Raw genomic sequence first — 24,320 nt, forward strand, 5'->3', positions numbered from 1 at the left:
AGTAATTCTTATGAGCTCCGAAATAGGTATTGAAACAAGGGTCATTTGACAGTTTCAAACATTAACACAATCATAGCAGTATGCTTATTGGTCCTCAAGGTTAGAGATCAAGACTTAAGAAAAGTCGTTACTACACGGAGGCAACCATGGGTTTGCGTATTGCGACTAACACAACTTCTCTAGCGGCTCAAAGAACTTTAGGCGCTAACAACACAGAACAAGCTAACACTTTAAACAAGCTATCTTCAGGAACAAGAATTACTCGTTCTGCAGATGACGCTGCTGGTTTAGCGATTTCAGAAAAATTAAGAGCACAGATCAGATCAACTAATCAGGCAGAAAGAAATGCTAATGATGGTGTATCAATGATTCAAACTGCAGAAGGTGGTTTATCAGAAATTGGTAATATCCTAGTTAGAATGAGAGAGCTATCAGTTCAATCAGCTTCTGATACTGTAGGTGATACTGAGAGAAAGTTTACTGATCTTGAATATCAAAACTTGAAGCAAGAAATTGAAAGAATTTCTCAAGTTACTGAGTTCAACGGTAAGAAACTTCTTAACGGTGCTGGTGAAAAGTATGATTTCCAAATCGGTATTAATAACGATGAATTCCAAGATAGAATTTCATTTGATACACAATTATTAAACTCTTCAGTATCTAACCTTGCGGTTGATTCTCTAAGTGTAACTTCTAAAGAAGATGCGCAAGTAGGGCTAGAGTCACTTGATAATGCTATTCAAATGGTATCTGGACAAAGAGCAGAGCTAGGTGCGAAGCAGAATAGATTAACTTCAACTGTTAACAACCTACAGATTACTTCTGAGAACTTAAGTTCTGCAAACTCTCGAATTAGAGACACTGACTTTGCTGCTGAAACAGCTAAGAATACTAAGCTTAATATTCTTACAAATGCTGGTACTTCAGTACTTGCTCAGTCTAACTCTCAAGGTCAAGCAGCACTAAAGCTAATTGGTTAATTTTAGACAATTATTATTTAATGAAGGGCCTCGCAATTGCGGGGCCTCTTTATTGATTACAGCCGTTTATCCCACCTAGTTGAAGACAGACTAAATATATTTTTGATAGACTTACCAACGCTTGAAATGTATATTCCACTTAGATGAATATGAGTAAAGTAACCCAAATTAAGAGATTCGTTTCCCTTAGAAAAAAGCTGATGGTTGCTATTCTTTTTGCATCTTCTTTAATCACTTCTGTGACTACTGCATTTCACTATTATTTAGAATATAAAGAAGATATTAATTATCTTAATAAGTCTCTCGATCAAATAGGGGCTTCTAATTCATCCTCCTTATCCAGATCTCTTTGGAATCTAGATGATTTACAGATTCAGGTACAAATAGATTCAATTTTAAAGATTCGAGATATTATAGCTGTTAGTATTTACGATGATGAAGGAAAGATTTTTTATCGTAATGAAAAAGAAGAATTTTCTCACATTGATAAATTTTCATCTAGTTATAAATTATTTCTTGATCAAAAAGCTGACGGTCTTCCAATTGGTCGTCTTGAAGTTTGGGCCACTGAGGACCACATTAAAGAGAACCTTATTTCAAGCTTAATTGTTTTCTTTTTATCACAGTTTATTAAGACATTATTGGTTAGTTTTACAATGCTCTTCTTGTTTAGAATATTGGTAACTAAACACTTAGACCGAATTGTTGGCTTTCTTAAAACAGTAGATCTTAATTCACTTGATATTGACCGACTAAAGTTTGAGCGCTCTCACAAAACTGCTGATGAGCTTGACTATGTAAATGACTCGATAAATCTTATGCTTAAAAAAGTTGAAAAGGCCAATCTTGAGACGAATGATAAGCTTAGAAGGCAGGAAAAAGAACTGCAGATGCAAAAGGCCGCTTCTATAAACTCTGCACGACTTGCTAGTCTCGGTGAGATGGCCGCTAATATTGCTCATGAAATTAATAATCCACTTACTATTCTTGCGTTTAGTGGAAAGAAAATTAAGAATCTCTCTGAGGCAAATACCATAGACAAAGATAGGTTAATTCACTTTTCTAATATGATCAATAAGACTATTGATAGAATGTGTAAGACAATTGACTCTCTAAAGAGGTTGTCACGAGATGCTGAACATGATGAATATGACTATGTAAATGTTTACGATATGGTCGAGAGGGTTCTTGATTTATGTAAGATTTCACTTCATCAAAAAGGCGTTAAAATCAGTACAGACTTCAATGGATTGCCTGAAGACTTTAATATTCATTGTAAAGAAGTTCAGGTCACACAAGTTATAGTTAATCTGATAAATAACTCTGTCGATGCAGTGAAGGGAATTACAGATAACCCTTGGATTAAAATTGATGTAAATGTTAATGTAGACTTTGTTATCTTTTCTGTTATTGATTGTGGAAGTGGAATTCCTTATGAAATTCAATCTAAAATATTTGAACCATTCTTTACAACTAAAGATATAGGTGAGGGAACTGGGCTAGGTTTAAGTATCTCTGCTAAATCTGCTCAGGAACATAAAGGTAATTTGTGGATTGATAACACAATGAAAAACACAACGATAAGACTTGAATTGCCTCTAAAATCTTAGTCTCTACTTTCTACTTTGATACCAAGCTTTATTAATAATTTAGTGAAAACCCCATCTCCCTTTTTTAGCTTTCCAGTATAGCTTCCGTCATAAATTTCACCATAACCACACATAGGGGATTTGCTCTTTAGTATTGCTTTCGATGCTCCTGTCATATTGACCATTTTTAAGGCCTCCAAGGCCCCATTCTCATACTTTTCAGTAACATCAGTACCAGTTGCTGTTATGACCCTATTTTGCTGTATTTCAGCAGGCTCTCGTGGCGTGGAAAGGCCCCCAAGCTGCTCAGGACAAACTGGAATAGCAATACCGTCTTTTACAAGCTTGACGATATCTTCTTTTTCTTTGCTAGCACAGTCATAGCGGCAATTTAAACCAGCTAAGCAGGCACTTACAATGATTTTTTCAGACATATCTTTCCTTATCAAAAAAAAAGGACCCCTAAGGATCCTCATCTTACTTTATTTTATTTATTTAAAATATTCAATGGCCCATGGAACTTCTAGTCTTTTGATAACTTCATTATCGTAACTTGCTTTCTTTGCAAAGGAAGCTATTCCTCTAGATTTTTCTTTTTGGTACTTCTTAAAAGATTTCTCGATGGCCATATTTGAGAAGAGTGTTGTCTTATATAATATCTGCATACCTTCTTTATTTGGGCCAAGCTTTTTCTTCGTTTTGATATAGGTAATTAGGTTCTCGTAAGTATAGTAATTTGCACTTGAACCTGTGTCACATAGCTCACGTATTTCACTACTTGTTTTCTTTACATGAATATTAATTGCTTCTTGAATGCTTGCTAATACTTCCTGTGAGCTTTTCTTGCTATTTCTTAGAATATCAATAACTCTAGGTTGAGTAGAAGTGCTAGACATCGGTAAAAAGAATTCAGGAAAATTGGCAACTTTCGAGTCATCTTCTAAAAGTGAAAGATCAGGAAATGGAACTTTGTAACTAACTTTTGTGACATCCATAGAGTTAGCGTCTTTATAGTTTAGGTAGCTTGTGTGAAAATTTGGGCAGTGATTAATTGCCTGAGCTGAGTCCGAAGTTGAGTACTTTGAAAACTCTTGGTATTGAGACAATAGAGTAAGAAAGTAAAGTCTCTTGTTATTATATTGGTTTAATCCTTCGTCTTTTTGGCTTGCTCTCGTTGAAACTGATGCAGGCCCTCTTTTATGATGGCGATCAAACTTATAATCGCCAACATTTATATTAGGAACTTGATTACCGTTTTGATTTCTTGATTGATAGCGATTAATCTTTTCGTCAATAGACTCCGGTCGTCTATAGCTATAGCCTGATGAACAAGCTGTTATACAACTTAGAGTGGTTGCTACACTTATTACTGAAATGGAAAATTTCTTATCTATTTTCAACATGGAACTCACTCCTTCAATTAGATATTCCTATTTATCCTATCGGTAATAGTGGAGTGAATTTTAGATAATCATTTCTAAAGATAGAGTAAAGAAGAATTTTCCATTACTCTATAATCTCAATTGCTTGGAAGGTCGATAAATAAAGCTTCTTCGTAGCTTTGAACCTCTTTGTCTAGAGGAATTGAAGGCCATTTTCTTATTGCTTTGTTGATTGAATTAGTCAGACTATGTCTTTTCATATTTCGAATAGTGTCAAAGACTCTCTCTGGGTAGATAACTCCAGAAGAGCGGCTTTTATCTTTCAAATCTTCTCTTTTGTCGACTGTCTCAAGAAGTATTCTTCTTAACTGAGTAGGTCCTAAGGAAACCTTTAATTTTTGTGCCAGGCTAAAAGCGATGAGTGAAATATTTGTTACAAAAGGGGCCGCTTGAGAAGTTCCATTAATCTTTAAATACTCTTGATAAGGAACGGCACTAGAGATAGCTACTCCAGGAGCAAAGAGGTCTACTGAGTTTTTCCCATAATTTGAAAAATACGCCATTGTATTTCTTTTGTAAGAAGCGCCAACAGATATTGAGTTACTTGCATTTGCCCCACTTGGGAAGTGAAGGTATTCATCAGTATTGAGCTTCTTATTTCCTGCAGAAAATATAAATAGGTTATTTGGATATTTATGAAAAAGTTTTTTTGCAGAAGCATTAAGTTTCGACATGAAAAGCCTAGCTTCTTTAGTTGCTTCTTCTTTTTTCATTTCTTTTTTAAATTGTTCTTTATAAACATTTGCAATCATCTCTGTTGCACCAGAAAAACTTTGTCCAAATGAACCATTATAGACAATAACTTTCTTGTGAGCATAGTCTACCGCTAAGCTTAGCTTATTTATTTGCCAAGAATGGTACTTTTGCCAATATTTTTTTATATGTAATTTCTTTTTGGATAAGCTGTTGGTTTGAATAGGTGAAAAATCCGGAGACTTCGCGACACCCTTTACGGCCTTTCCTAAGTAAACAACTGGTAGGACTTTAATGTCACTGGCACGTAACTCCTTTGGAAGGTAGTGAGTGTTTATCGCTATCGCACCAACGTGTGTTCCATGAATCCATGAAGTGAGCTCTTTTCTTCTTTTCTTAAGATCTTGATCTTTTAATAGTAAAGAATAGGTCTTGGACTCTTCATCAGTTATTGTTCCTAAAGACTTCTTTGCCTTTAGTTCATAGTATAGCTTTATATCATCAGAGATTTCTAAATCTCTTTTGAAGTCAAAAACCTCATTATTCATATCAATGAAGTTCCATCCTCGAATGTCATCAATATATCCATTTCTATCATCATCACTATTATTTTCTCTTTCTGAAAAATTAATGCTTACGCGAGATTGGAGGTCGCGGTGAGAGTAGTCGATTCCATTATCTAAAATGGCCGCGCTCAGAGCAAAACAGTTAGAACTCAAGAGAATTAAAAAGGATATGATCGAATTTTTCATTATCGCAATATGGCCTTTATTACACATTAAGTCATTTTGCGAAACGTTAAGTGATTGATAGTTTATATATTCAAGTCGTTAAGAGTACAAACGACTGGATAGTGATCAGATGGAAGTTGATAGCGCTCATATATTGAGGTTGGCCTAGGAAGAGGAGCGCCGTAGTCGTTCTTGTAATTATAAATTCCGCTTTCTTTGGGCCTAACTTTATGATGAAGGGATTTAGGTAAGAATATATAGTCTAATTGTAATGACAGGTCTTTACCGGATTTTTCAAAAATATGAATACTTACTCTATTTTCTTGAGGTTCATTGATAATTTCTAGAGTATCTAAAAGATCATCCTGTTCATAAATCTTCTTAAACTCTACATCATGATTATTTAGAGAGGCATTGCCGTTAAAATCGCCCAGAAGAATAATTGGTACTTCTCCATTATATCTCTTGTTTAAAATATTATAGGTTGAGACTAAATGTTCAAGCTCCGCTTTTCGTCTGAGTTTTCCACCAAAATCAATTCCTTCTTTATCAAGGTGACTCTTTAGGTGAACCCCTAAGAGAATTAGAGAAGGTACCTCACTGTCATTTGAATAAAGCCTTAGTTCAGCTATATCTCTAGATGGATAGTGAGAATTATATAAGGGAGGAAGTTGTTGACTAATGAGATGCTGATTTTCTTTTTCTTCATGAGGGTAGAGAAAGCCTAGCTCGCGGTTTTTGTGAGTATAATGTCTGCACTCAACTGGAAGGTCTTTTTTTATCAAGTAGGCGAGCTCGATGCCTCTATCTGAATTGCCTGGAATTAAAGAGTAATGATATTTATCTTCAAGATGTTTATCCACAAAGTTCTTTAGCGAGTCAATGCCACCAACTTCACATAGGAAAATGATTTCCGCGTTAATATCTAGTATAGCTTCGGCAACTTTTTTAACTTTCTCACTCGATTTTTCATACTTATATAACTTGTAACATTCCTGGTTCGAGTAAGGCGGAATAAAAAGGTTTTCAACATTATAGGAACAGATTGAAAATTTTGAATATTTCAATTACAACTCCATCCAAGGGCCATTACTTGATACGAGTTAGTCGAGATATTCCAAATTTGTTTGCAGAAGTGACCAAGGTAGAGATTAGGTGGATTAAAGCTTGCTGCGAAAGCTTCATCAAGCTCCTTAGGGCACGTAACTTCTCCAGGAAGTTTGGTAGGAGTGGGTGTTTTGATAATATTCAGCTTACCTGATCTTTTAATCTCTAGTGTATAATAAAGTCCTTCATTTTCTTGAATATAGAAAACAGAGTCTTTACTCAGTAAAACAGGTGCGTCACTCCTCAGTAGAGGGACACTAACAATTCTACCTTTTCCTTCTAAGATTAGTCCTTTAGGCACGATCACTTCTTCGGTTTTATTTAGTAAATCAGAGAAGTCTTTGGCGAAGGTATCGACGTAGGTAATCCTGGGTTTTTCTTCGTGATTGTGATTCTTACAAGAAGAGTCCCATATGATATAGCTAGAGTTTGCTTCGGCCTTATTTAGTCCCCATATTGAAACTGGAGCACCAAAGCTTGATGCAAAACTCTGTAATTTTCTTAATTTATTCTTCTGTGTGCTCTTGGCTATCTCAACCCATTGTTGATGAATAAGGCCCATCTTCTTTGAACATTTAGAGTTCTCGGGACAGCCAAGATTTTCGTGGATCGCCATATGAGGAAGGAATTCCTTTTCAGCGTATATGTTGAGTATGAATAGAAAGCAGATAATAAATTTCATTATCTAAAATTTTATCTATTATAAAGGGGAGAGTCTATCAAAAAAAACAATAGTTTAACTAATCGCAGTAAACGTGATTATTCCATCTATACCCATCTAAGAATCTAACAAAGCCAGTATCGTTAGCATCGTCATAATCCTGATTAGAGTCAACGATAGACCACATTTTACTATCTTCTAGATCACCATTTTGGAAATAGTTTCCAGTATTTGGCTCCGCGTAGAAGTAACCAAAAGCAGCTCCACCTCTAACTGCACCAGATTCACAATAAGCCGCTCCTAGCGCCTTAACTTTTCCAACAGCTGAGTTGTTCATCTTTATTTCACCAGTCTCAGGAACGAAGTCAGTTTCTAATAAACCACCACCTGGTTGATCATCTCCCATACCATCTCCAGATACATACTTATTAAAGTAAACATGTAGGTCTGTACCTCTTGGAAGTTTACAAGTCCTCTTGGCGTCTGGATTACCATTTGATGAGTCTGGATCCGGAGCATAACCTGAACAGCAAAGTCCAGCATCTTCCGTTTCTTGACCAAGATTTAAGCAACACATAAACTCTGAATCAGACCAAATTCTCGAACGGGCAATCCCATCAGCGTGAGTAACTCTCGTATTTTGTGTTCCAGTATATTCTCCACCATCTAGAGCTGCCGTTGGACCATTTTCGTAGATATTATCATATCCTTTTCCAGAGTTTGTAGGGTAGTCAAACCATTTAGCATCACTTGCTACCTGAGCAGCTGTAGTAACACCTTCATAGACTCCTGGGATCGTTTCATTTCTGTCATTATTACAATAGATCGGTTCAAAGTAGATTTGAGGAATTCCAAGAAGCTCAAGTTTTGCGAGCTTCTTAAGATAGAATAAGTCATTACCTGGTTCAGTAGCAAGTCCTTGACTCTGTCTTTGAAAATCAATTTCAATACCACCGTAAGTAAAATCATCTGTCTTATCTAGAGGAGTCGCTAGCCCTGGGTCATTTGTTGCAGCTTCTTCAGTAGAAGAAACTTTTAAAATGATTTTTCCATCTCTAAGTTCAAGACACCAGGTATCTTCTACTGGCCAATTTGGAAAAGATGCACCAGCGCTACAAGCAAGGTTTGTTGCAGCTGTAATACCAAAACCTGCTGTTTCATGAGGTACTGCTCCTCTATATGTTTCTCCACCGTCAGTAATTTTAATGACTCTGATCGCTTTAAGTCCAACGCTTGTAATCACTCCCGCTGTATCTTGAGCAGAGATATAAGATGGAAGAATCATAGAGATAAACTCCTGATCAAAATTTGGTGACGCCATATAGTTGAAAGGACCAGTTGAGGCAAATGAACTCGCTTTTTGAAATGGAGTAGGTACAAATGGTTTATTTACACTCAAAGTATTAACCTGTAGTAAAGTTCCCGAAGTAGGGTCTTCGTCCGGTAGCGTGGAAAGAGTTAGTAAACCAGTTGCCTCGTTAGTAGGTGCTTCAATTTCAAATCCAGTAGATTTAATAATTGCATTTTGAATACAACCATTATTATCAGCAGGAGCTGCACAAAGCCTAGAGTACTCACTGTAGTAAGTACCACTTTCTAAATTTAACTCAGCTTCTGGGTCAGTTATAAATGGTAACTTAGACTTAGTGTTAAGGCAGGCAAAGTCTGTTGGATTTAAGCTTAATCTATTTTTTTGTGTCCAATCATTTGTACCATCGGCAAACTTTCTAACCCATCCTCTTCCGCAACAGGTTCTTTGGGCAGTCTCATTCATTGTAGTCCATTGAAATCTTGAGTTTGGTGTGGTTGCATTGTATCCAACCTGTCTCTCGAGAACCTTTGGAGTGTTATAAGACTGCGAAAGTGTACTAACAGGTATAAAACTTGAGCCGAAGTTCTCATGGTTTACGACTGAATATCTAGAGTATCTTCCATCTGTTGAAGGAGTAATTCCTGTATCAAATGGATTTGCATTTAGATTAGGGGAGCCAGATATGCTTGGACTAACAATTGTACTAGTAGTTTGAGTGAACATTGTTAAAGTTTTTCCAGTCTCTCTACAGCATCTATTTTGAGACATATCGTAACTATCAAAACTGTCACTTGTAAAAGATGGCTTAGGTTGTCCCTGTCCGCATACAAGATATTCTTGCCAATACTTATGCTCTGCCTCTGTTCCTCCAAAATATGACTGATCATAGAATAGGGCCATTTGAGCATGTAGCTTGTTTGGACCACAGTCTAGATCTGTCTGACAGTAAGATCCAGCTTTTCTAAGGCAAGCATCTTTAGCAATTTTTGGTTGAAGTAGGTCTGCTAGAACTGCTACTGGGTCTGATTCAATTTCAAAGAAAACAGACTTCTCTGTACCACCAATATCTGATATAGCAGCTCCTCCACACATATTTTGGATTCGTGTTTGTTGAGTTGAAGGATTTTCAACGATATTTCCATAAGTATCGAATACAGGACAGGCGCGAGTTCTACTGCCATAGTCAGTATCTGAGCTATCGCAAGATGAAATTTGATTAATATAATCAGCTCTTCCATTAGTGTCTTTAGCTGTTTGCATATCGGTTTGAAGGACTTGGCTAATATCTTTACCAGGCTTACAAAGTCCTAGTGAATTAACATCTAGTCCTGCATAAAGGGCAGCGTTATTTTTAATTTGATCTATAATTGTAGATTGTGGAGCCTGTGAATCATCAACAGAAGTCGTTCCGTCTGTATTCACCTTCAAGGTCGACTCTAGAGATCTCGCTTCAGATCCAGCGAGATAGTCCTTCGGTCTTCCTAAAACATCAGCTTCTTGACCATAGAGAATATTTGATATCTGGCTAGGGGTACGTACAATCTCAGAGTTAAACTCGTCTTCTTGTAGTTGAGCACAGTAGAAGTTTGGTGCACATTGAAAGAGCTTTTGTTGTTGAGTAGAGGTTATTGAACTTGGATTTGTTGAGCAAAGAGAACCAATCCCTCTGTAGACACATCTATTCTTCGTAGTTGATGCTCTTGCTCCAGTGATGATCTCAGAAAAGTTTAGAGATTCTTTTTCTTCATTAACTTTTTCATTTGCATTAATGTCATGAACTGGCCACTTTGATTTGTGTTGAGAAATATCTGCACACCTATATTCCCATCCAAGTTTTTGAATACAATCTGAATCAACTGAACACAGATGGTTTTCTTGACAAGAGCCACCTTGATTTTGTCTAGAGTCTGTAATTGCTAGGGAAGGGTCATAGTCGTAGTCTGCTGCTGTTCCTCCACCTTGGTCAGTAACAACATTTACGAGTAAGTCTGTTTTATCTGCGAGGTCAGCAAATGGAGCATTTATAGCGAGGTATAACTTTTCGGAAGTAGAAGTAATCCTTCTTCCCTTGCCAATCGCAAACCAATTAACGCCATTGAATGAACCAATGAGTGCTCCTTGATTAAATCCAAACCAATCTCTTTGATATCCGTTTATATATAGTGCGGCCTGAGTTTGTAATCTGTTCTGTCTTTGGGCCTGTAGGTTAGCACCTTTCATATGAGTTAGAGGAATCATTGTCGGAGGTAACCAGCAAGCTCTTCCAAAAATAGTATCTTCATAGTTTCCATTAGTAAGGTTATTACCATAGGTATCTCTAGAAGTAGTGTAGCCTGAACTTTGAAGACCAGTTCCATTGTAAGAGCTTGGTCTTGATTTAAATGTCGTAAACCAAGCATCGTCTGCACATTGAGGGCAAGGTGTGTAGTAACCTGTATTAACGGTTATGACATAGGTTTGATCGAAATCAACTTTAAGCATCTTTGCTGGAGCGGCCGTCGAAAGATTTAGATTTACTGAACCTAATACAGCATTCATACTAAACTGAGTCTTTGCTGGATCGGCCTTACTTACTACATCTGTATAACTAAAAACTTGTCCTTCTTGTAATGTCGACTTGTCTTTAATATCTGCGACATCATCCCAGAGAACACCATTTGTGTCATAGAATCTGTGAGGGATTGATCTCACTGAAACTGGAGTGTTCAAGTACTGAGTAGGTGCCGGTGATGAAGGTGGTTGTGGTATATCACAAACTATTTCTTTAATATTATCAAATTCATCTAAGATAGGTTTTAATCCATAGTCAGGACATTTTATCAATCGATCATCTCCTACGGCATCACACCCACATTTATCCCAAACATCATCTCTGATAATTTCGTACGCAGCTGTATCAAATGTTGCTTCACAGGCACTGTAGTCAGGCGTTTCAAGCTTTACACCCTCAAGACAATTATATTGCTTTAACAGAGCTTGGAATCTCTCATCTGCTCCCACTGCAGGATCATCAGGAGTGGTGATTGGAGGAGTAGGTCTAACAATATTTGGGCAAACAAAGTATAAGTCTGGCCACTTTAAAAAGTTTAGTGGGTCATTAGCAATTTCAGCTTGCGACTGGATATACTCAGCACTTGATTGATTAACATTTGGTTTTGTTGCTGCATCTTTAACGCATTGACCATTCAGACAACAGTCGAACCCCTTTGCATTACACTCTGTATTTGAACAAGTTCCAACAGGGTCTGTTGCAAGATTAGCGGGGTTGATTGCTAAATTAAGTCCTTTAGTTAGTGAAGTCGTACTATCAACAATAGTGCTATCTGAAATAGAACCAAGTTCTAACTTATATAGAGCGATATTTGTTGATGTGAATGTATTGTAACAATTAGTACATAAATCACTAGGTGAGTAGGCCGGATTTACTACTGTTGGATCTTCATTTCCAGCAGAAGTATAGAGCTTAACTGAGCCTGAACATTGTGAAGAGTTAATGGAGTTTTCTATAAAATCAACTCTTAGTAATCTTTCTTTAGTGTTGGTTGAGAAATTAGTTATAGAGATAGGAACAGCTCTAACTTTTAGCATATTCTTTGTAGTACCGACATTATAAGAAAATGCCATACAGTATTGATTATTATAATTACTATTTTGATCAAGGTAGTCGTGAATAGAGCTACCTCTAACATAGGCAACAGTTTGAATATCTTGATTAATGGTTACAATTCCTTCAATCTTTTGACCATTGAAGTACCAGTATAATTCAGTAGTATCAGTTGGAGCTGACGTTTCCGCACCCGAACTTGCAGAAGCAGAATTCGATGATCTTCTCTTAGTGCTAGTTCCTTGTTCAACACAAGAAAAAAGTGTTACTGAAAAAATCAAAATGAATATTTTTAAAAATCCGTTTTTAAGCATTTTATTAGTATTCTCCTGATTCACTAATCGGGTATTTAGAAGTGATTCATAAATTTTGACCTCAGAAATATTGAGGCGGAAAAATAATCTTCTCTATCTATTTTAAGGTGAAACCATTGTGTTTTAGTCAAATAATAGCAGGATTATAGTAGGTCCCTAATTGGTTGATACTAAAAGGTTTTTGAGTAGTATTTGGTGACAGAGAAAATTGACTAAATTTGGCGCCTAAAAAAACGCCAACTTTCTTAGTCAATTATTAGAAGCCGTAGTAGCTAGGAGCTCCATAGTAGGTAGGGTAGCCATTGACTCCGTAGCCTGAAAAGTATGAGTTAGAAAACATATATTCAGGGTTATTGAGAAAATACATTTGATTCTTCTTATAAATGGCCATATCAGTAGAGTACGGGAGAGTATTCTTAAACTGCATATTTCCTAGTAGTAATGGTAGTCCATTTGTAAGGGCCGACTTTCCAGCAGATGAACCTATCATTGAAGCAACCGAACGCTTTTCTTTTCTGTCCATTTGTCCCGTTGCTCGATTATATTTAAAACTATATTCCTTGTGGGCCTTTACTTGTGCAGGTGTAGGCTTGGAGTCGATGATGCTTTGTAAGTCTCTGCGAGCTTCTGAGCAAATTGAGCTGAACTCAGTATTTTTTGCACCCTTTTGAGATTTATTTGTTTGAGCTTCGGCCTTCGTCGCCAGATCATTCTTTGTCTTTATAGCATTACAAGTTGAAACAATTGGAGTTAGAAAGTCTTGTGCTTTTGTTTCTCCTTGCATCTTCCAATCTAGAGTTTCCATATTAGTTAAAAAACTCTCGTTTCCTACAGTGAGTTTTATTAATGAGTTCGTTGTACCATTACAGCTACTAAAGTGAGCTGAATTTTCTGCTTCCTTGTTACATTCCTTGTTCGCCATGAATACTGAGTATTTGAGAAGATTATCGAATTTTTGAAATTCTTCATTTTTCTTTAGAGCATCAATTAGTCTATCACTTTCTTTGATTGTTTTATCTAGCTCTGCAATCATGCTCTCATTGTTAGAGAAAGATTCACTGTTGAGACAATTCCATAGCTTTTCTTTATTCTCTTCAGAATCTAGATTCTGATAGGTTTTTATATTTTGAAAGCCTGCCTCTGTACATACTTGATTTAGGGTATCGTTTAGGGAAGACTTCCCATTGTTTGGAAGTAGATTTAATTTCTCTAAAGCAACTTTAGCATTGCTGTCTAATTTAAATTTCTTTGCAAAGAAATCTTTTGATGCTTCTTTAAGATCATTCATTGCGGCCTGAGCAACACTCTTGTTAGAAATAGAGTCTTTATGAGAGATGATATCCGATAGAAAGCTTGTCATTGTTGCATCTGAATTCTCGCAAGCACCAAAGTCTTTTCCGATAAAATTCATCTTCGCATAGCAATCTTTCACGTCTTGATACTTCTTATTCATCTTTTCATATTCGTCGTTAGAGAAGCCGAGTTCTTTAGGATCAGTTACTTGAGCTTCCTTCGCTTTTGGATTCTTAAATAAAGAACCAAATGAAGCAGCACTTGTACTATCGATGTGGCCGTCTTTATTGATGAGCGTGTCACCTTTAAATATTTTTAACTTCTTAATCGCATGAGTAAGGTCCATGCTTTCATTTTGAATATCATCTAGGTCAATTTCGTCTAAAATTGTTTCGGCCTTGATTTTCTTTAGCTCTTCCATTGCTCTAAAGTTCTTAGAATCTTCAGAGTCAGCATCGGCAACTATAACTCTTGCGGCATTGAAGAAATTATTTGTTACTCTCTCAATAAACTCTTGTCCAGATACATATAGAGGGGAGAATTCTGATTCATTTGATTGAAAAACTGAGCACGCTTTTTTAGTTTGCTCATTTTCTTCTAGCTTTCCTTTCTGTGCAAACTCTTTACACTTATTTGAAATAAGTTTGTATGTATTCTTTTCTTTATTAGATAAAAAAGCAACTTGCTTGCCTCCGAATGACTCTTTAAAGAAGAGACTATTTGAATCAAGAAGTAAGTTTAGGCTTCCTGTAACTGAAGCTAATATTTGATTAGAGATAACCTGTTTTTGAACAGCAGCATAATTATCTTTTAATGATTGGCTGTTTTTGAAAAATGATTCTTTATGAAGAGGATTAAGTCTAGCATTAAACTTATCTCTGTCGCTTTTCAACTTATTTAGTGTTTCGTAAATAGCTTTCTTGGCCAAGGCCTTTTGCTTTTTTGTTTCAAGATCTTTTAAAGATAAATTCTTTCCTGCAACTTTATACTCATCTTCAAAAATATTCTTTTGAAGATTCTTCGTTGCCTCAGTCGCAGCTGCACATTTTCTTACAGAAGGGTTGATATACTCTGCATTAACCACCGAACTTAACAGTATGGCCTGGCATGTAAGAATTTTTAGTCTTGTCATTTTTTTCATTAAATTAACCTCTAGAGGTATAATAACCTAATGAACGTGTCGGATATAAAAGGTATTTACTTTAGATACATTTTTAGAGCTAGGTGATGAATTAACAGTATCTTATGGACTTCACGGATGTTTTTATAGTGCCAACTAAGTGTGACACTTTTTAAATTTTATTTAACCATGACCAGAAGTCATGAATGCTTCGTCCTCATTAATTTTCTTATTGGCAGAACTTAGAGAGAGGAAATAGTCTTCAGTTATCTTCATTGTGTCTTCGAGTTCAGGACATTTAAAAATCGTATTTCTAAATTGACCAGCATTACTAAGTCCAGCTGCAAACCAGATAATATGCTTTCTCATCATTATAAGGATTGTTCTTTCTCTGTCGGTATACATTTTATTGTACTCAAATAATCTTCTTGTAATTTCCCAATAATCACTAGGTGTGAATGAAATTTTATCGTCGTCTTCTTTATAACTTTCTAAGAAGATAAAAGGATCTCTTAGAGGGCCACGTGCGAGCATAAAAGCATCACAGTTAGAGTTAGACATCCTCTTTTTAACAATTGAAGCTGAATGAAGATCACCATTACCAATAATAGGTAGAGGGCTCTCTTTTGCAACCTGCTCTAGAAGTTCCCAGTTTGCACGTCCCTTATATTGCTGTGTTCTTGTTCTGCCATGAATAGCGACAAACTCTACACCTTCTTCCTTAGCAATATGAATAACTTCTTTGCAGTTAATTTGATCGTCGTCCCATCCAGTTCTAATTTTAATGGTTAAAGGAATGTCGATTGCATCTTTGATAGTTTTAAAGAAGTGCCCTAGTTTAGAAGTGTCCTTTAATAATGCAGAACCACTTCCTTTGGTAACTACTTTTCTGACAGGGCAACCCATATTGATATCTATAAACTTTGGTCTACTCTCTAGGGCAACCTTCGCTGCGAGTGCCATACTTTCCGCACTTTCCCCAAAGAGCTGTATTCCTATATTCTTTTCATCTGGATGAATGGAGAGCATTCTCAATGTTTTTTCATTTCCATAGTTAATGCCGTGGCACGAGATAAGCTCACTAACAGTCCCTCCACACCCAAGCTCTTCCATTAGAAGTCTAAAAGGAAAAGCGCAAATATTTGACATAGGTGCTAATAGCAGTGGGGAAGCGAATGACACGCTGCCTAGGTTTATCTCAGTTCTTCTTTTACTAAGAAAATCTATTTTTCCCTGCAAATCTTTAGAAAATGGTGTAACTTGTTTAATCTCCATAGCGGATATGTAACAGATAATGACGCAAACGAAAAGATATGCGGGGAATTTTTATGTCATCAACTGAGAAATTTACAGGCCACATAGTTTTTGATTGTGATGGGACACTTATCTCAAGTATGGAAGGTATTTTTAAGGGAATTCAGCTATTTATGACTGATCACCTTCAAAGAGAAGTGAGCAGAGAAGAGGTCGTGGCAAATTATCATGCGGATATGCGTGTATTTGCAGATAATTTTGGGATGAAATTTGATTCCCAGGATCAGGCCAACGCTGTCTTAAATAAGTTTATTACCTTCTTAAACAGACCTGAGTATAAATACGATCTCTTTAATGGTGTGAAAGAGCTTATTTTAAAATTGAGTGAACTAGGGTATAGATTATACGTCTGGACAGGTAGAGATCGTGCTAGCACACTGAGAATTCTTAAAGAATTAGATGTTGCAAAGTACTTCTTTGATTTTAGATGTATGGATGACACGATTCCAAAGCCGCATCCAATGGGTCTTGAACAACTCGTTGGAGAGTATGATCGCTCAAAAATTATTATGATTGGTGATAGTGTTACTGATATCCAGGGCGCCAAAAAGTTTGGTTGTCGCTCGATTGGGGCACTATGGTGCACATACTCTTACGAAGATGACTTAAAAGAAATGGAAGCGGACTTCTTAGTCAGAAGCCCATTAGATTGTTTAGAAATAATAGAGAAAAATATATAATTAGAGGAAAGGCATGTTTGATAATTTAAGTGAGAAGTTTGCAGACGCTTTTAAAAACCTTCAAGGTAAGGGAAAGATTACAGAGAGCAATATCGAAGATGCTCTTAAACAAGTAAGAACGGCACTATTAGAAGCCGATGTTAACTTTAAAGTTGTTAAGCAATTTATTAATGCTGTTAAAGAAAAATCTCTCGGTGAGAAAGTTATCTCAGGCGTTGATCCTCAAGAACAATTTATCAAAATTGTAAATGATGAACTCGCTCTTATTATGGGAACGGCCAACGAAGAAGTTAATCTGGAAAGAGAGGGTGTTGTACCAATTCTTGTTGTCGGTTTAAACGGTCAAGGTAAGACAACTTTTTCAGGAAAGCTTTCACTTCACTTAACCAAGAAAAAAAATAAGAAAGTTCTTCTAGTTCCTGCTGATACATTTAGACCAGCAGCAAAGGATCAATTGATTACTCTTGCTAAGAGCATGGAGATGGATTGGTTTGATTCAGATCTTTCTGTGCATCCTAAAGAAATTGCTGCAAAGGCAATGAGCTTTGCAAAAGAAAATAATTATGACGTAGTTATTATTGATACGGCAGGGCGACTGCATGTTGATGATGAGCTTATGGGACAAATTAAAGAAGTTAGAGAGTCCCTAAATGGTTTAGATCCTGAAGTTCTAATGGTTGCAGATGCGATGACTGGTCAAGAGGCAGTTAACGTTGCAAAAGTTTTCCATGAGGCAGTAAATCTTACTGGTGTTGTTCTTTCTAAGATGGATTCAGATGCTAGAGGTGGTGCCGCACTATCAATTAGACATGTAACAGGTGTTCCAATTAAATATATTTCTACAGGTGAGAAAATGAAAGACCTTGAGCTCTTTCATCCAGATCGTCTTGCAGGAAGAATTTTAGACATGGGAGACGTTGTCTCACTAGTAGAAAAAGCAGAAGAGGCCATTGACCAAAAAGAAGCAGAAAATATGATGAAGAACCTTGAAAAGGGTAAATTCACTGTTGATGACTTCATGAAACAAATGGATATGATTAAGAATTTAGGTTCAATGAGTTCGATCTTAAAAATGATTCCTGGAATGGGTGGTATGCTAAGACAAGTTGGAGACCTTTCCCCAGCAGAAGATGAAATGAAGCGCATGCGAGTTATTATTAACTCAATGACTAAGAAAGAAAGACAAGATTATAAGTTAATTAAAGAGTCTAGAATAAAGAGAATTGCAGGAGGTTCTGGAACAACAGAATCTCAAGTTAAAGACTTCATTGCTAAGTTTCGTCAAATGGAAAAAATGATGGGCGGAATGATGCAGATGATGAAAGGTGGGATGCCTGGAATGCCAGGTGGAATGCCTGGAGGTATGCCGGGAATGCCTGGATTACCTGGAACCAAACAAAAGAAACCTCGCAAGAAAGGTGGAAAGTGGGGTGGAGGATTCTTTTAGAACTCCTCCATCAGGAAGTTGGCCTTGCTAAGTATTGAGTATTATTAATTCTTACTCATTACTTAAGTATCTTCATCAAGTAACCGAGTAGCATAGTATGAAACTCGGTTTTATCCTTATATTTACATTAGCTCTACTTAGTTCGTGTTCGACGAATAACTATAGATCAGCTGCGACTAGAGCGCCCTCGGCAATAGAGTCGTTTAGTTGTAGAGATATCATTTCGCATTTTACTAGAGCAGGCCATAGCTTCTCTGCTTCTAGAAAAGTTTTCACTAAGAAAGTTGAAAAGAAGTTTTCTAAATCGAAGGCAAAACAAATAGATAATAATCTTAATGCATTATTATTTATAGATTATACTCACTCTTTTGATGTTCTTGAACAGCTGTATAAGCAAGAAAGAACGTTAGATAGTGTAAATATTTTCGACATTTATAATTCTGATAGAGCAAGACCTTTTCAGAATTTCATAAAAACTAGTGACTATCTTCAAAGGTATAGGCCAGATTTCAGTGTTGATTCTCTAAAGAAAGTTCACAAGAAAATGATGGATGGAAATGTTGATGGAATTGATTCTAATGATCTTGGCGTAATAAGAAATCAAGTTATTATTGGAAATGTTCCTAAAAGCGAACCTATTTCAAAAGAAGCATTTCAAGTACTAACTGATAATCCATATATCTCAACAAATTGGCTTAAAAAGACGCAAGGTGGGTACTATGGTGAAATTGGATATCCAAATCCTATGGATTTCACAGATGAAGTTGCCTCAAAGATTAAGAGAATTGATAGAGAACTCCTTAGGGAGCTCAATGAATACCGTGACTATGAGACAGGGGATTTAGAAGAGCTAACAAGTAGAATGGTTAATGCCTTAACCGAAGACTTGATGGACTGGTTTGTAAAAAAGCGAGATCAGATTGGCCCTGTAACGACTAAGTCAAAATTAGAGCGTTATGCTCGACTGGTGGCAAGCTTTCAAAGAGATTTAATTTCGATTCATCCATTTGTGGATGGGAACGGAAGAAGTGTAAGGCAATTTGCTCTGTATTATCCATTTTGGCTTGAAGGTCTTCCTCCTCCAAGATTAACTGACCCAGATGCTGATTTATATACTCCACTTGCCAAGTGGGGAGATCAAATCCTAGAAGGAATGGAAAATTCCATGAAGTTATATGAGTCTCTGTCTAAGAGACTAGATCTAGACTTACCGCTAGAGACAACTCCAGAGCTATTTGTTCCAAATATTCCTAATAAGATCTCAATCCATAAGAGAATTTTAAAACCTAGAAAACTGATAAAAGATTATAAAATGGAAGAGGTTCGTCCATCTCAATTTAGTGAATATATTTTTGAAAGATTACAAGATGAAGATATTTACAATGAATACCTAAATTCTCCTTATGTGCTTCTAAAGAAACTAACTGATGAATTTGAAAAATTCTATCAAACTAGTCGACTGGATTATTTACATCCAAAATTTGGAGAAGAAAAACTACAACTAGGGTTAGTTACACCAGACTTTGCTCACATGTTTGGAAATAAAAGCTACAAGAGCATAGAGAAGTGGAAATATAAAATGAATCGTTGGTATGATGATTCAATCTTATGGAGAGGACTTTCGTCACAGGATACAGCGACCAGTGAAAAAGAGATTCTCTCAATGTTTACAGACATAAATGATCACTTTGTTTCAAATGGAAATATTGGAAGAAGTGGAAATAAGATAGAACTAGCAAAGAAAGAATTTGAAAAATATAATGAAGATGTAGTTAGTGGAGGACTTGTTCAAATGGCCAAAGACCATAGTGAGTCAGGACCACTTTATGGTGAAAGTTACGGTTACTCCACATCAAGAAAGAGAAGTGTAGGAAAGGCCTTTGCCATGGGGGCCATGGTTATTGCCGAATATGGGGATCATCAAAACTATCAACACTTATTAAAATCTAGAGTGCTTGTTGGTATGAAGAAAAGTATTAAAGATGTAGATCTCGCTCGTCTAAAGCAAATGAGACCTGAGTTCTCCTATATCTATCCACGACAAAGAGAGGTTATGGGAGTTGGAGCGACTGATCCAGATGCTGTTATGGTTATTCAAACTATCGATGAAGCAGGTGAAGTCATCTTAAGTTATGTAAGAAATGCAAAAAAGCCAAATGAAATACTAGTATTTGATCAAGAAGTTAACGAGATCTCAAGTATTGGAAAACGTCCAATTAGAAGGATACAGCTTGATTAAAAAATGTATTTTCCTTTTCTTTTTTACCAGTATAGTGCATGCAAAATTCTCTGCTAGTGTTTATGAAATACCATGTGAAAAAATTGTACTAGAGGTTAGCTCATGTGAAGCCTATACTTTTAATAATGGACTTTCTAACGATTCTTATTTGAACTTTGAAGGGGCAGTTCTTGATGCACGAATAATTTCTCGCGAAGCTAGCAAGTGTCATGATTCGCAGAAAATGGATTTGTCGAAATATAAAGAACTCAAACTTTTACCAAAGAAGTTTGTGAATAATTACAGCTGTAGCGAAGAGAAAAGAAGAATCACAACTTATAGAAAGAATTATTTCTGTGATACTCCAGGAGCGAAGACAATAAAAGCTTGTTTTATAAGTTCGATATCAAGAAAGAAGTCGTTTCAATTTTTAGAATACTATCAGGATTAGGAGTCGAGTGCAGTGATGAGGGCCTTTAGAGGGTTTTTGAAATTGCCCTTATTATAATTTTGCTTAAGGAACTCTAGGTAACTCTTACCATCTTTTTCATAATCATTAAAAATCATGAAATGACTTAGTCTTAAAGCAAGTATGAAGATGCAGCTAAGTGGGGAGATTTGTGATGACTTTAATCCTTTTGGGAAACCGCTTCCATCAGGTTTTTCATGGTGTTCAATTATTATCTTGCTAACATCAGGAGAGATAAAACTCATCTCATTAATAAGCTTGGCGGATTCAAAGACATGTTCATCTATTTTAGACTTTTCTTTATGATCTAGGTCTTCATAAGAAATATCCTTATCAACAATCATAGATAACTTGTCTTCTCCTAAACTCAAATCATGTATTAAGGCCGCATATGTGATTTTTTCTAATTGCTGCGTATTCGAAAATGGTATTTTAGTTATCATTAGTTGAGATATGTGAACAATTAGTAAGCTATGGCCAACGAGATAGCCTTTCTTCTTGTAGAAATCTTTTAGTAGCCGACTTAGATCATTATTTTGCGAAAGATGTTTAATAGACTTATTTACAACTTTATTGATGTAGACCTTTTGAGGTTCACTAATTCCTAAAGTCTTTAGTGAGTCGTTTATAAACTCGAGCCCCTCAGACGCACAAGCTACAACATCTTCAAAAGAGCTAGATGCTTCTAGTTCTTGCGTTAACTTTACAGTTAATTTAGAAATGAACTCTTCATAATCATCTTCTGTTATATATGCGTAAGATTCTCCACGCAGTTGATACTTAATAAGTTGAGACTCTCTTTGTAATTCATTTTTATGAATAATTTTTAAGAACTTTTTATCACTTAGTTTGAGATAGATATTGGCATTATCATTTAGAAACTTTGTCAAAAAATCTATTTTTATTTTTTTATAAGTAACGCTATTAATTTCAACTTCACTTGAAGGGATCTTTGCATTTAATAGCTTCTCAACATTAAATAATATATCCTTTGAAGCTACGGGTTTTTGTAGATAGAGGTAGTTATTGCTATTTTCTATTTCTTGTTTTAGCTCTTTTGGGAGTGCCTCAATATTTTCACTGGTACATAAGATAAATGGAATCTTGTTATTCTGTGTATTGTAATAAATAATTTTATCCCCATTACCCTCAGGCATATTTAAGTCCGAGATAATGAGATTTATATTTTCATGCGAGCTGAGGGCTTCAATCGCTTCAATAGAACTAGTTGCTCTAAGTATTGTAGCGTCGAACTTTGAATCAAGGACTACTTCATAGAGATCAAGTAAGTCTTCCATGTCATCAACTATGAGAATCTTTATGTTTTTCATCTACCAATGATAATAGAATATCAAATATTTATCTAATGGAATTATGTTCACACTTGTTAAGCATTGAATATTATAAGTGTAATAATATTGCTCTATCAGCAGTATGTGTCATGACAAACGATGCTTAGAATAGTTTAAATGACTCATGAAAAAACTAATCTACTTATTCTTACTTTTTGCCGTTGCATTAAATATTAATGCAGCTAACTCCAATTACCCATCTCACTGGTGGGAAGAAGTTGATCGCAGTACAGCTCCGGGATGGGAAGTTCTCCCACAAGATGCTAAAGAAGGGGAGGTTATCCTTTCTAAGCGAAATGAGTTGGGAATACTTTCTAATTTTGCTGCGACACCTTTTACTTACAAAGGAATTAACTATCAATCCTTAGAAGGTTTTTGGCAGTCGCTGAAATATCCTGAATCTGATGATGATATCCGCGCAACTTTTGAAGGAATCGAGTGGCCGTATACTAGATTTGAAGTTGAGCAGATGACCGGCTTTCTTGCAAAAAAAGCAGGTGGCTATGCCAATTCTAATATGCGCGAAATGGGTATTGATTGGGTTACTTTTAAAGGAAAGAGAATAAAGTTTTGGACCGTCTCTAAAGGCGTTCATTATAAATTGATTAAAGACGCCCTTAGAACTAAGGCATTACAAAACCCTGAGGTAATGAAAGTTCTCTTATCTACAGGAGACCTGGTTTTACGACCAGATCACCAAATGGGAGATGCTCCACCGGCATGGTTCTATAATAAGATTTGGATGGAACTAAGAGAAGAATTTAACAATTAAACCGAATTGACCCTTTTTGGGTCTTTTTTTGTCTGTAAAAATAACGCAATGTATTGAGTTTTTACTAATAACAATATAATCTCTTGAAAAATTATTTTAGGAGGCCCACCATGAAAAAGCTACCAGCACTAATCTTTGTTCTATTACTTTCGACGTCAACTTTTGCACTAAGCGATAGTGACTGTAGAGAAGTCTATAATCGTGCATTTATTGAACTTGTTGATGCAAGTATCGAATTTAATGAAGGTTATATGGACAAGTATGAATTTTCGGCCAATGTTGCAGCTATTTCAACTGAGGTTTCAGCTGTGAGAGGCGTTTGCTTAGCTGTAGAGTCTCCTCGAAATAAGAAGTGCGTTCAAAGCTATAAGAAGAGATATAAAGCGCTTAGAAATGAAATTAAGTTAACTTCCGTACTTGTTGGTAATCAAACTCAGGTAAGGCCTAGGCTAATTGAGACTATTTCTAATGAATTCGGTAACCTATTTTCAAGATTAAAGTGTGGTGACTTGTAAATTTAATGTTATTGTCATTGACATTAAGTAGGGCATGCTTTAAATAATAGAGCTTAAATAAGTGTTATAACGAGTTATTGTAGGAGTTCATACATGTTAACAATTAGAATGCAACGCGGTGGTAGAGTTCATATGCCAATTTATACAATCGTTGCCACAGACTCAAGAAACCCAAGAGACGGTCGTTTCAACGAAAGACTTGGTCAATACAACCCACATATCGAAGGTCAACAACTTATCGATATCAAAGCTGATAGAATCAATGCACTAGTAAAAAATGGTGCAACAATGTCTGATACAGTTAAATCTCTATTCAAAAAAAATAAAGTACTAGTAGGTTAATAACATTCCTCTAATTCTATGAAGTTAGATTTAGAGGACTTGTCTTTAATTATTTGAAGTTAATGGGATTGGCCTTATTTTACTAAGGCCTGTAGAAAGCGGAGTACAAATGAGCGAATTGAAAGATCTAATCCATTATGTTTCTAAAGCACTAGTTGATATGCCAGATGTTGTTGAAGTAAACGAGATTGTAGGTGAACAAACAACTGTGATAGAGCTTAAAGTTGATAAGACAGACCTAGGTAAGGTTATTGGAAAGCAAGGTCGTACGGCCAGAGCATTAAGAACTATTCTTAACGCAGCTTCTACTAAGCTTAAAAAGAGATCTGTTTTAGAAATTATTGAGTAAAATAGAATACAAAAAT

19 protein-coding genes are annotated in these 24,320 nt (G+C 36.0%); 10 read left to right on the forward strand and 9 right to left on the reverse strand.

The window, feature by feature from the left end; translation table 11 throughout:
• Positions 1-146 precede the first annotated feature (146 nt).
• Positions 147-980, forward strand: coding sequence for a flagellin (locus DPQ89_RS12880; protein WP_127717433.1), 834 nt, complete (start codon positions 147-149; stop codon positions 978-980).
• A 149-nt stretch (positions 981-1,129) separates the two neighbouring features.
• On the forward strand, positions 1,130-2,590 hold the full coding sequence (locus DPQ89_RS12885; RefSeq protein ID WP_164848391.1) for an ATP-binding protein: 1,461 nt from the start codon (positions 1,130-1,132) through the stop codon (positions 2,588-2,590).
• Here DPQ89_RS12885 and DPQ89_RS12890 read toward each other — a convergent pair.
• The 8 genes from DPQ89_RS12890 to DPQ89_RS12925 form a co-directional block, all read right to left on the reverse strand.
• Positions 2,587-3,003, reverse strand: coding sequence for a DUF523 domain-containing protein (locus DPQ89_RS12890; protein WP_127717435.1), 417 nt, complete (start codon positions 3,001-3,003; stop codon positions 2,587-2,589). The genes DPQ89_RS12885 and DPQ89_RS12890 overlap by 4 nt on opposite strands.
• Before the next feature lie 57 nt (positions 3,004-3,060).
• Complete coding sequence (locus tag DPQ89_RS12895; RefSeq protein ID WP_127717436.1) at positions 3,061-3,972, reverse strand: hypothetical protein; 912 nt, start codon at positions 3,970-3,972, stop codon at positions 3,061-3,063.
• Between the two features lie 116 nt (positions 3,973-4,088).
• A complete protein-coding gene (locus tag DPQ89_RS12900) occupies positions 4,089-5,456 on the reverse strand; it encodes a S8 family serine peptidase (protein WP_164848392.1) in 1,368 nt (455 codons plus the stop codon).
• A gap of 62 nt (positions 5,457-5,518) precedes the next feature.
• Entirely contained in the window at positions 5,519-6,502 is a 984-nt protein-coding gene (locus tag DPQ89_RS12905) for a hypothetical protein (RefSeq protein ID WP_127717438.1), read from the reverse strand.
• On the reverse strand, positions 6,499-7,224 hold the full coding sequence (locus DPQ89_RS12910) for a hypothetical protein (RefSeq protein WP_127717439.1): 726 nt from the start codon (positions 7,222-7,224) through the stop codon (positions 6,499-6,501). The genes DPQ89_RS12905 and DPQ89_RS12910 overlap by 4 nt, the downstream gene beginning before the upstream one ends.
• Before the next feature lie 58 nt (positions 7,225-7,282).
• Entirely contained in the window at positions 7,283-12,433 is a 5,151-nt protein-coding gene (locus DPQ89_RS12915) for a hypothetical protein (protein WP_127717440.1), read from the reverse strand.
• 256 nt (positions 12,434-12,689) lie between these two features.
• Positions 12,690-14,867 (reverse strand): hypothetical protein, encoded by a 2,178-nt coding sequence (locus DPQ89_RS12920; protein ID WP_127717441.1) that lies wholly within the window; start codon positions 14,865-14,867, stop codon positions 12,690-12,692.
• Between the two features lie 162 nt (positions 14,868-15,029).
• Positions 15,030-16,121, reverse strand: coding sequence for a tRNA-dihydrouridine synthase (locus DPQ89_RS12925; protein ID WP_127717442.1), 1,092 nt, complete (start codon positions 16,119-16,121; stop codon positions 15,030-15,032).
• A gap of 53 nt (positions 16,122-16,174) precedes the next feature.
• Here DPQ89_RS12925 and DPQ89_RS12930 point away from each other — a divergent pair, with 53 nt between their 5' ends.
• From DPQ89_RS12930 to DPQ89_RS12945, 4 genes are all read left to right on the forward strand, one after another.
• Complete coding sequence (locus tag DPQ89_RS12930) at positions 16,175-16,840, forward strand: HAD family hydrolase (protein WP_164848393.1); 666 nt, start codon at positions 16,175-16,177, stop codon at positions 16,838-16,840.
• A 13-nt stretch (positions 16,841-16,853) separates the two neighbouring features.
• Positions 16,854-18,287 (forward strand): signal recognition particle protein, encoded by a 1,434-nt coding sequence (gene ffh / locus DPQ89_RS12935; RefSeq protein ID WP_127717444.1) that lies wholly within the window; start codon positions 16,854-16,856, stop codon positions 18,285-18,287.
• Positions 18,288-18,384: 97 nt separating this feature from the next.
• Positions 18,385-20,526, forward strand: a complete 2,142-nt coding sequence (locus tag DPQ89_RS12940) for a Fic family protein (protein WP_127717445.1) — start codon at positions 18,385-18,387, stop codon at positions 20,524-20,526.
• A gap of 34 nt (positions 20,527-20,560) precedes the next feature.
• Entirely contained in the window at positions 20,561-20,956 is a 396-nt protein-coding gene (locus tag DPQ89_RS12945) for a hypothetical protein (RefSeq protein WP_127717446.1), read from the forward strand.
• Here the strand turns inward: DPQ89_RS12945 and DPQ89_RS12950 are convergent.
• Positions 20,953-22,305: an HD domain-containing phosphohydrolase gene (locus DPQ89_RS12950; protein WP_127717447.1), complete on the reverse strand. Its 1,353-nt coding sequence runs from the start codon at positions 22,303-22,305 to the stop codon at positions 20,953-20,955. The two genes, DPQ89_RS12945 and DPQ89_RS12950, sit on opposite strands and share 4 nt — an antisense overlap.
• Before the next feature lie 145 nt (positions 22,306-22,450).
• Here DPQ89_RS12950 and DPQ89_RS12955 point away from each other — a divergent pair, with 145 nt between their 5' ends.
• The 4 genes from DPQ89_RS12955 to DPQ89_RS12970 all read left to right on the forward strand — a co-directional run bounded on the left by DPQ89_RS12955 (position 22,451) and on the right by DPQ89_RS12970 (position 24,304).
• The gene (locus DPQ89_RS12955) at positions 22,451-23,098 is read left to right on the forward strand and encodes an NADAR family protein (RefSeq protein WP_206611171.1); all 648 of its coding nucleotides are present in this window, start codon (positions 22,451-22,453) and stop codon (positions 23,096-23,098) included.
• A gap of 110 nt (positions 23,099-23,208) precedes the next feature.
• Positions 23,209-23,613, forward strand: a complete 405-nt coding sequence (locus DPQ89_RS12960) for a hypothetical protein (RefSeq protein WP_127717448.1) — start codon at positions 23,209-23,211, stop codon at positions 23,611-23,613.
• Between the two features lie 93 nt (positions 23,614-23,706).
• Positions 23,707-23,955 carry a 30S ribosomal protein S16 gene (rpsP, locus tag DPQ89_RS12965; protein ID WP_127717449.1) on the forward strand — a complete coding sequence of 83 codons (249 nt, stop codon included), beginning with the start codon at positions 23,707-23,709 and terminating at the stop codon, positions 23,953-23,955.
• 109 nt (positions 23,956-24,064) lie between these two features.
• Positions 24,065-24,304, forward strand: coding sequence for a KH domain-containing protein (locus DPQ89_RS12970; RefSeq protein WP_127717450.1), 240 nt, complete (start codon positions 24,065-24,067; stop codon positions 24,302-24,304).
• Positions 24,305-24,320 lie beyond the last annotated feature (16 nt).

The organism is Halobacteriovorax sp. HLS (genome assembly GCF_004006665.1).
In the GTDB taxonomy this organism is placed as follows: Bacteria; Bdellovibrionota; Bacteriovoracia; order Bacteriovoracales; family Bacteriovoracaceae; genus Halobacteriovorax.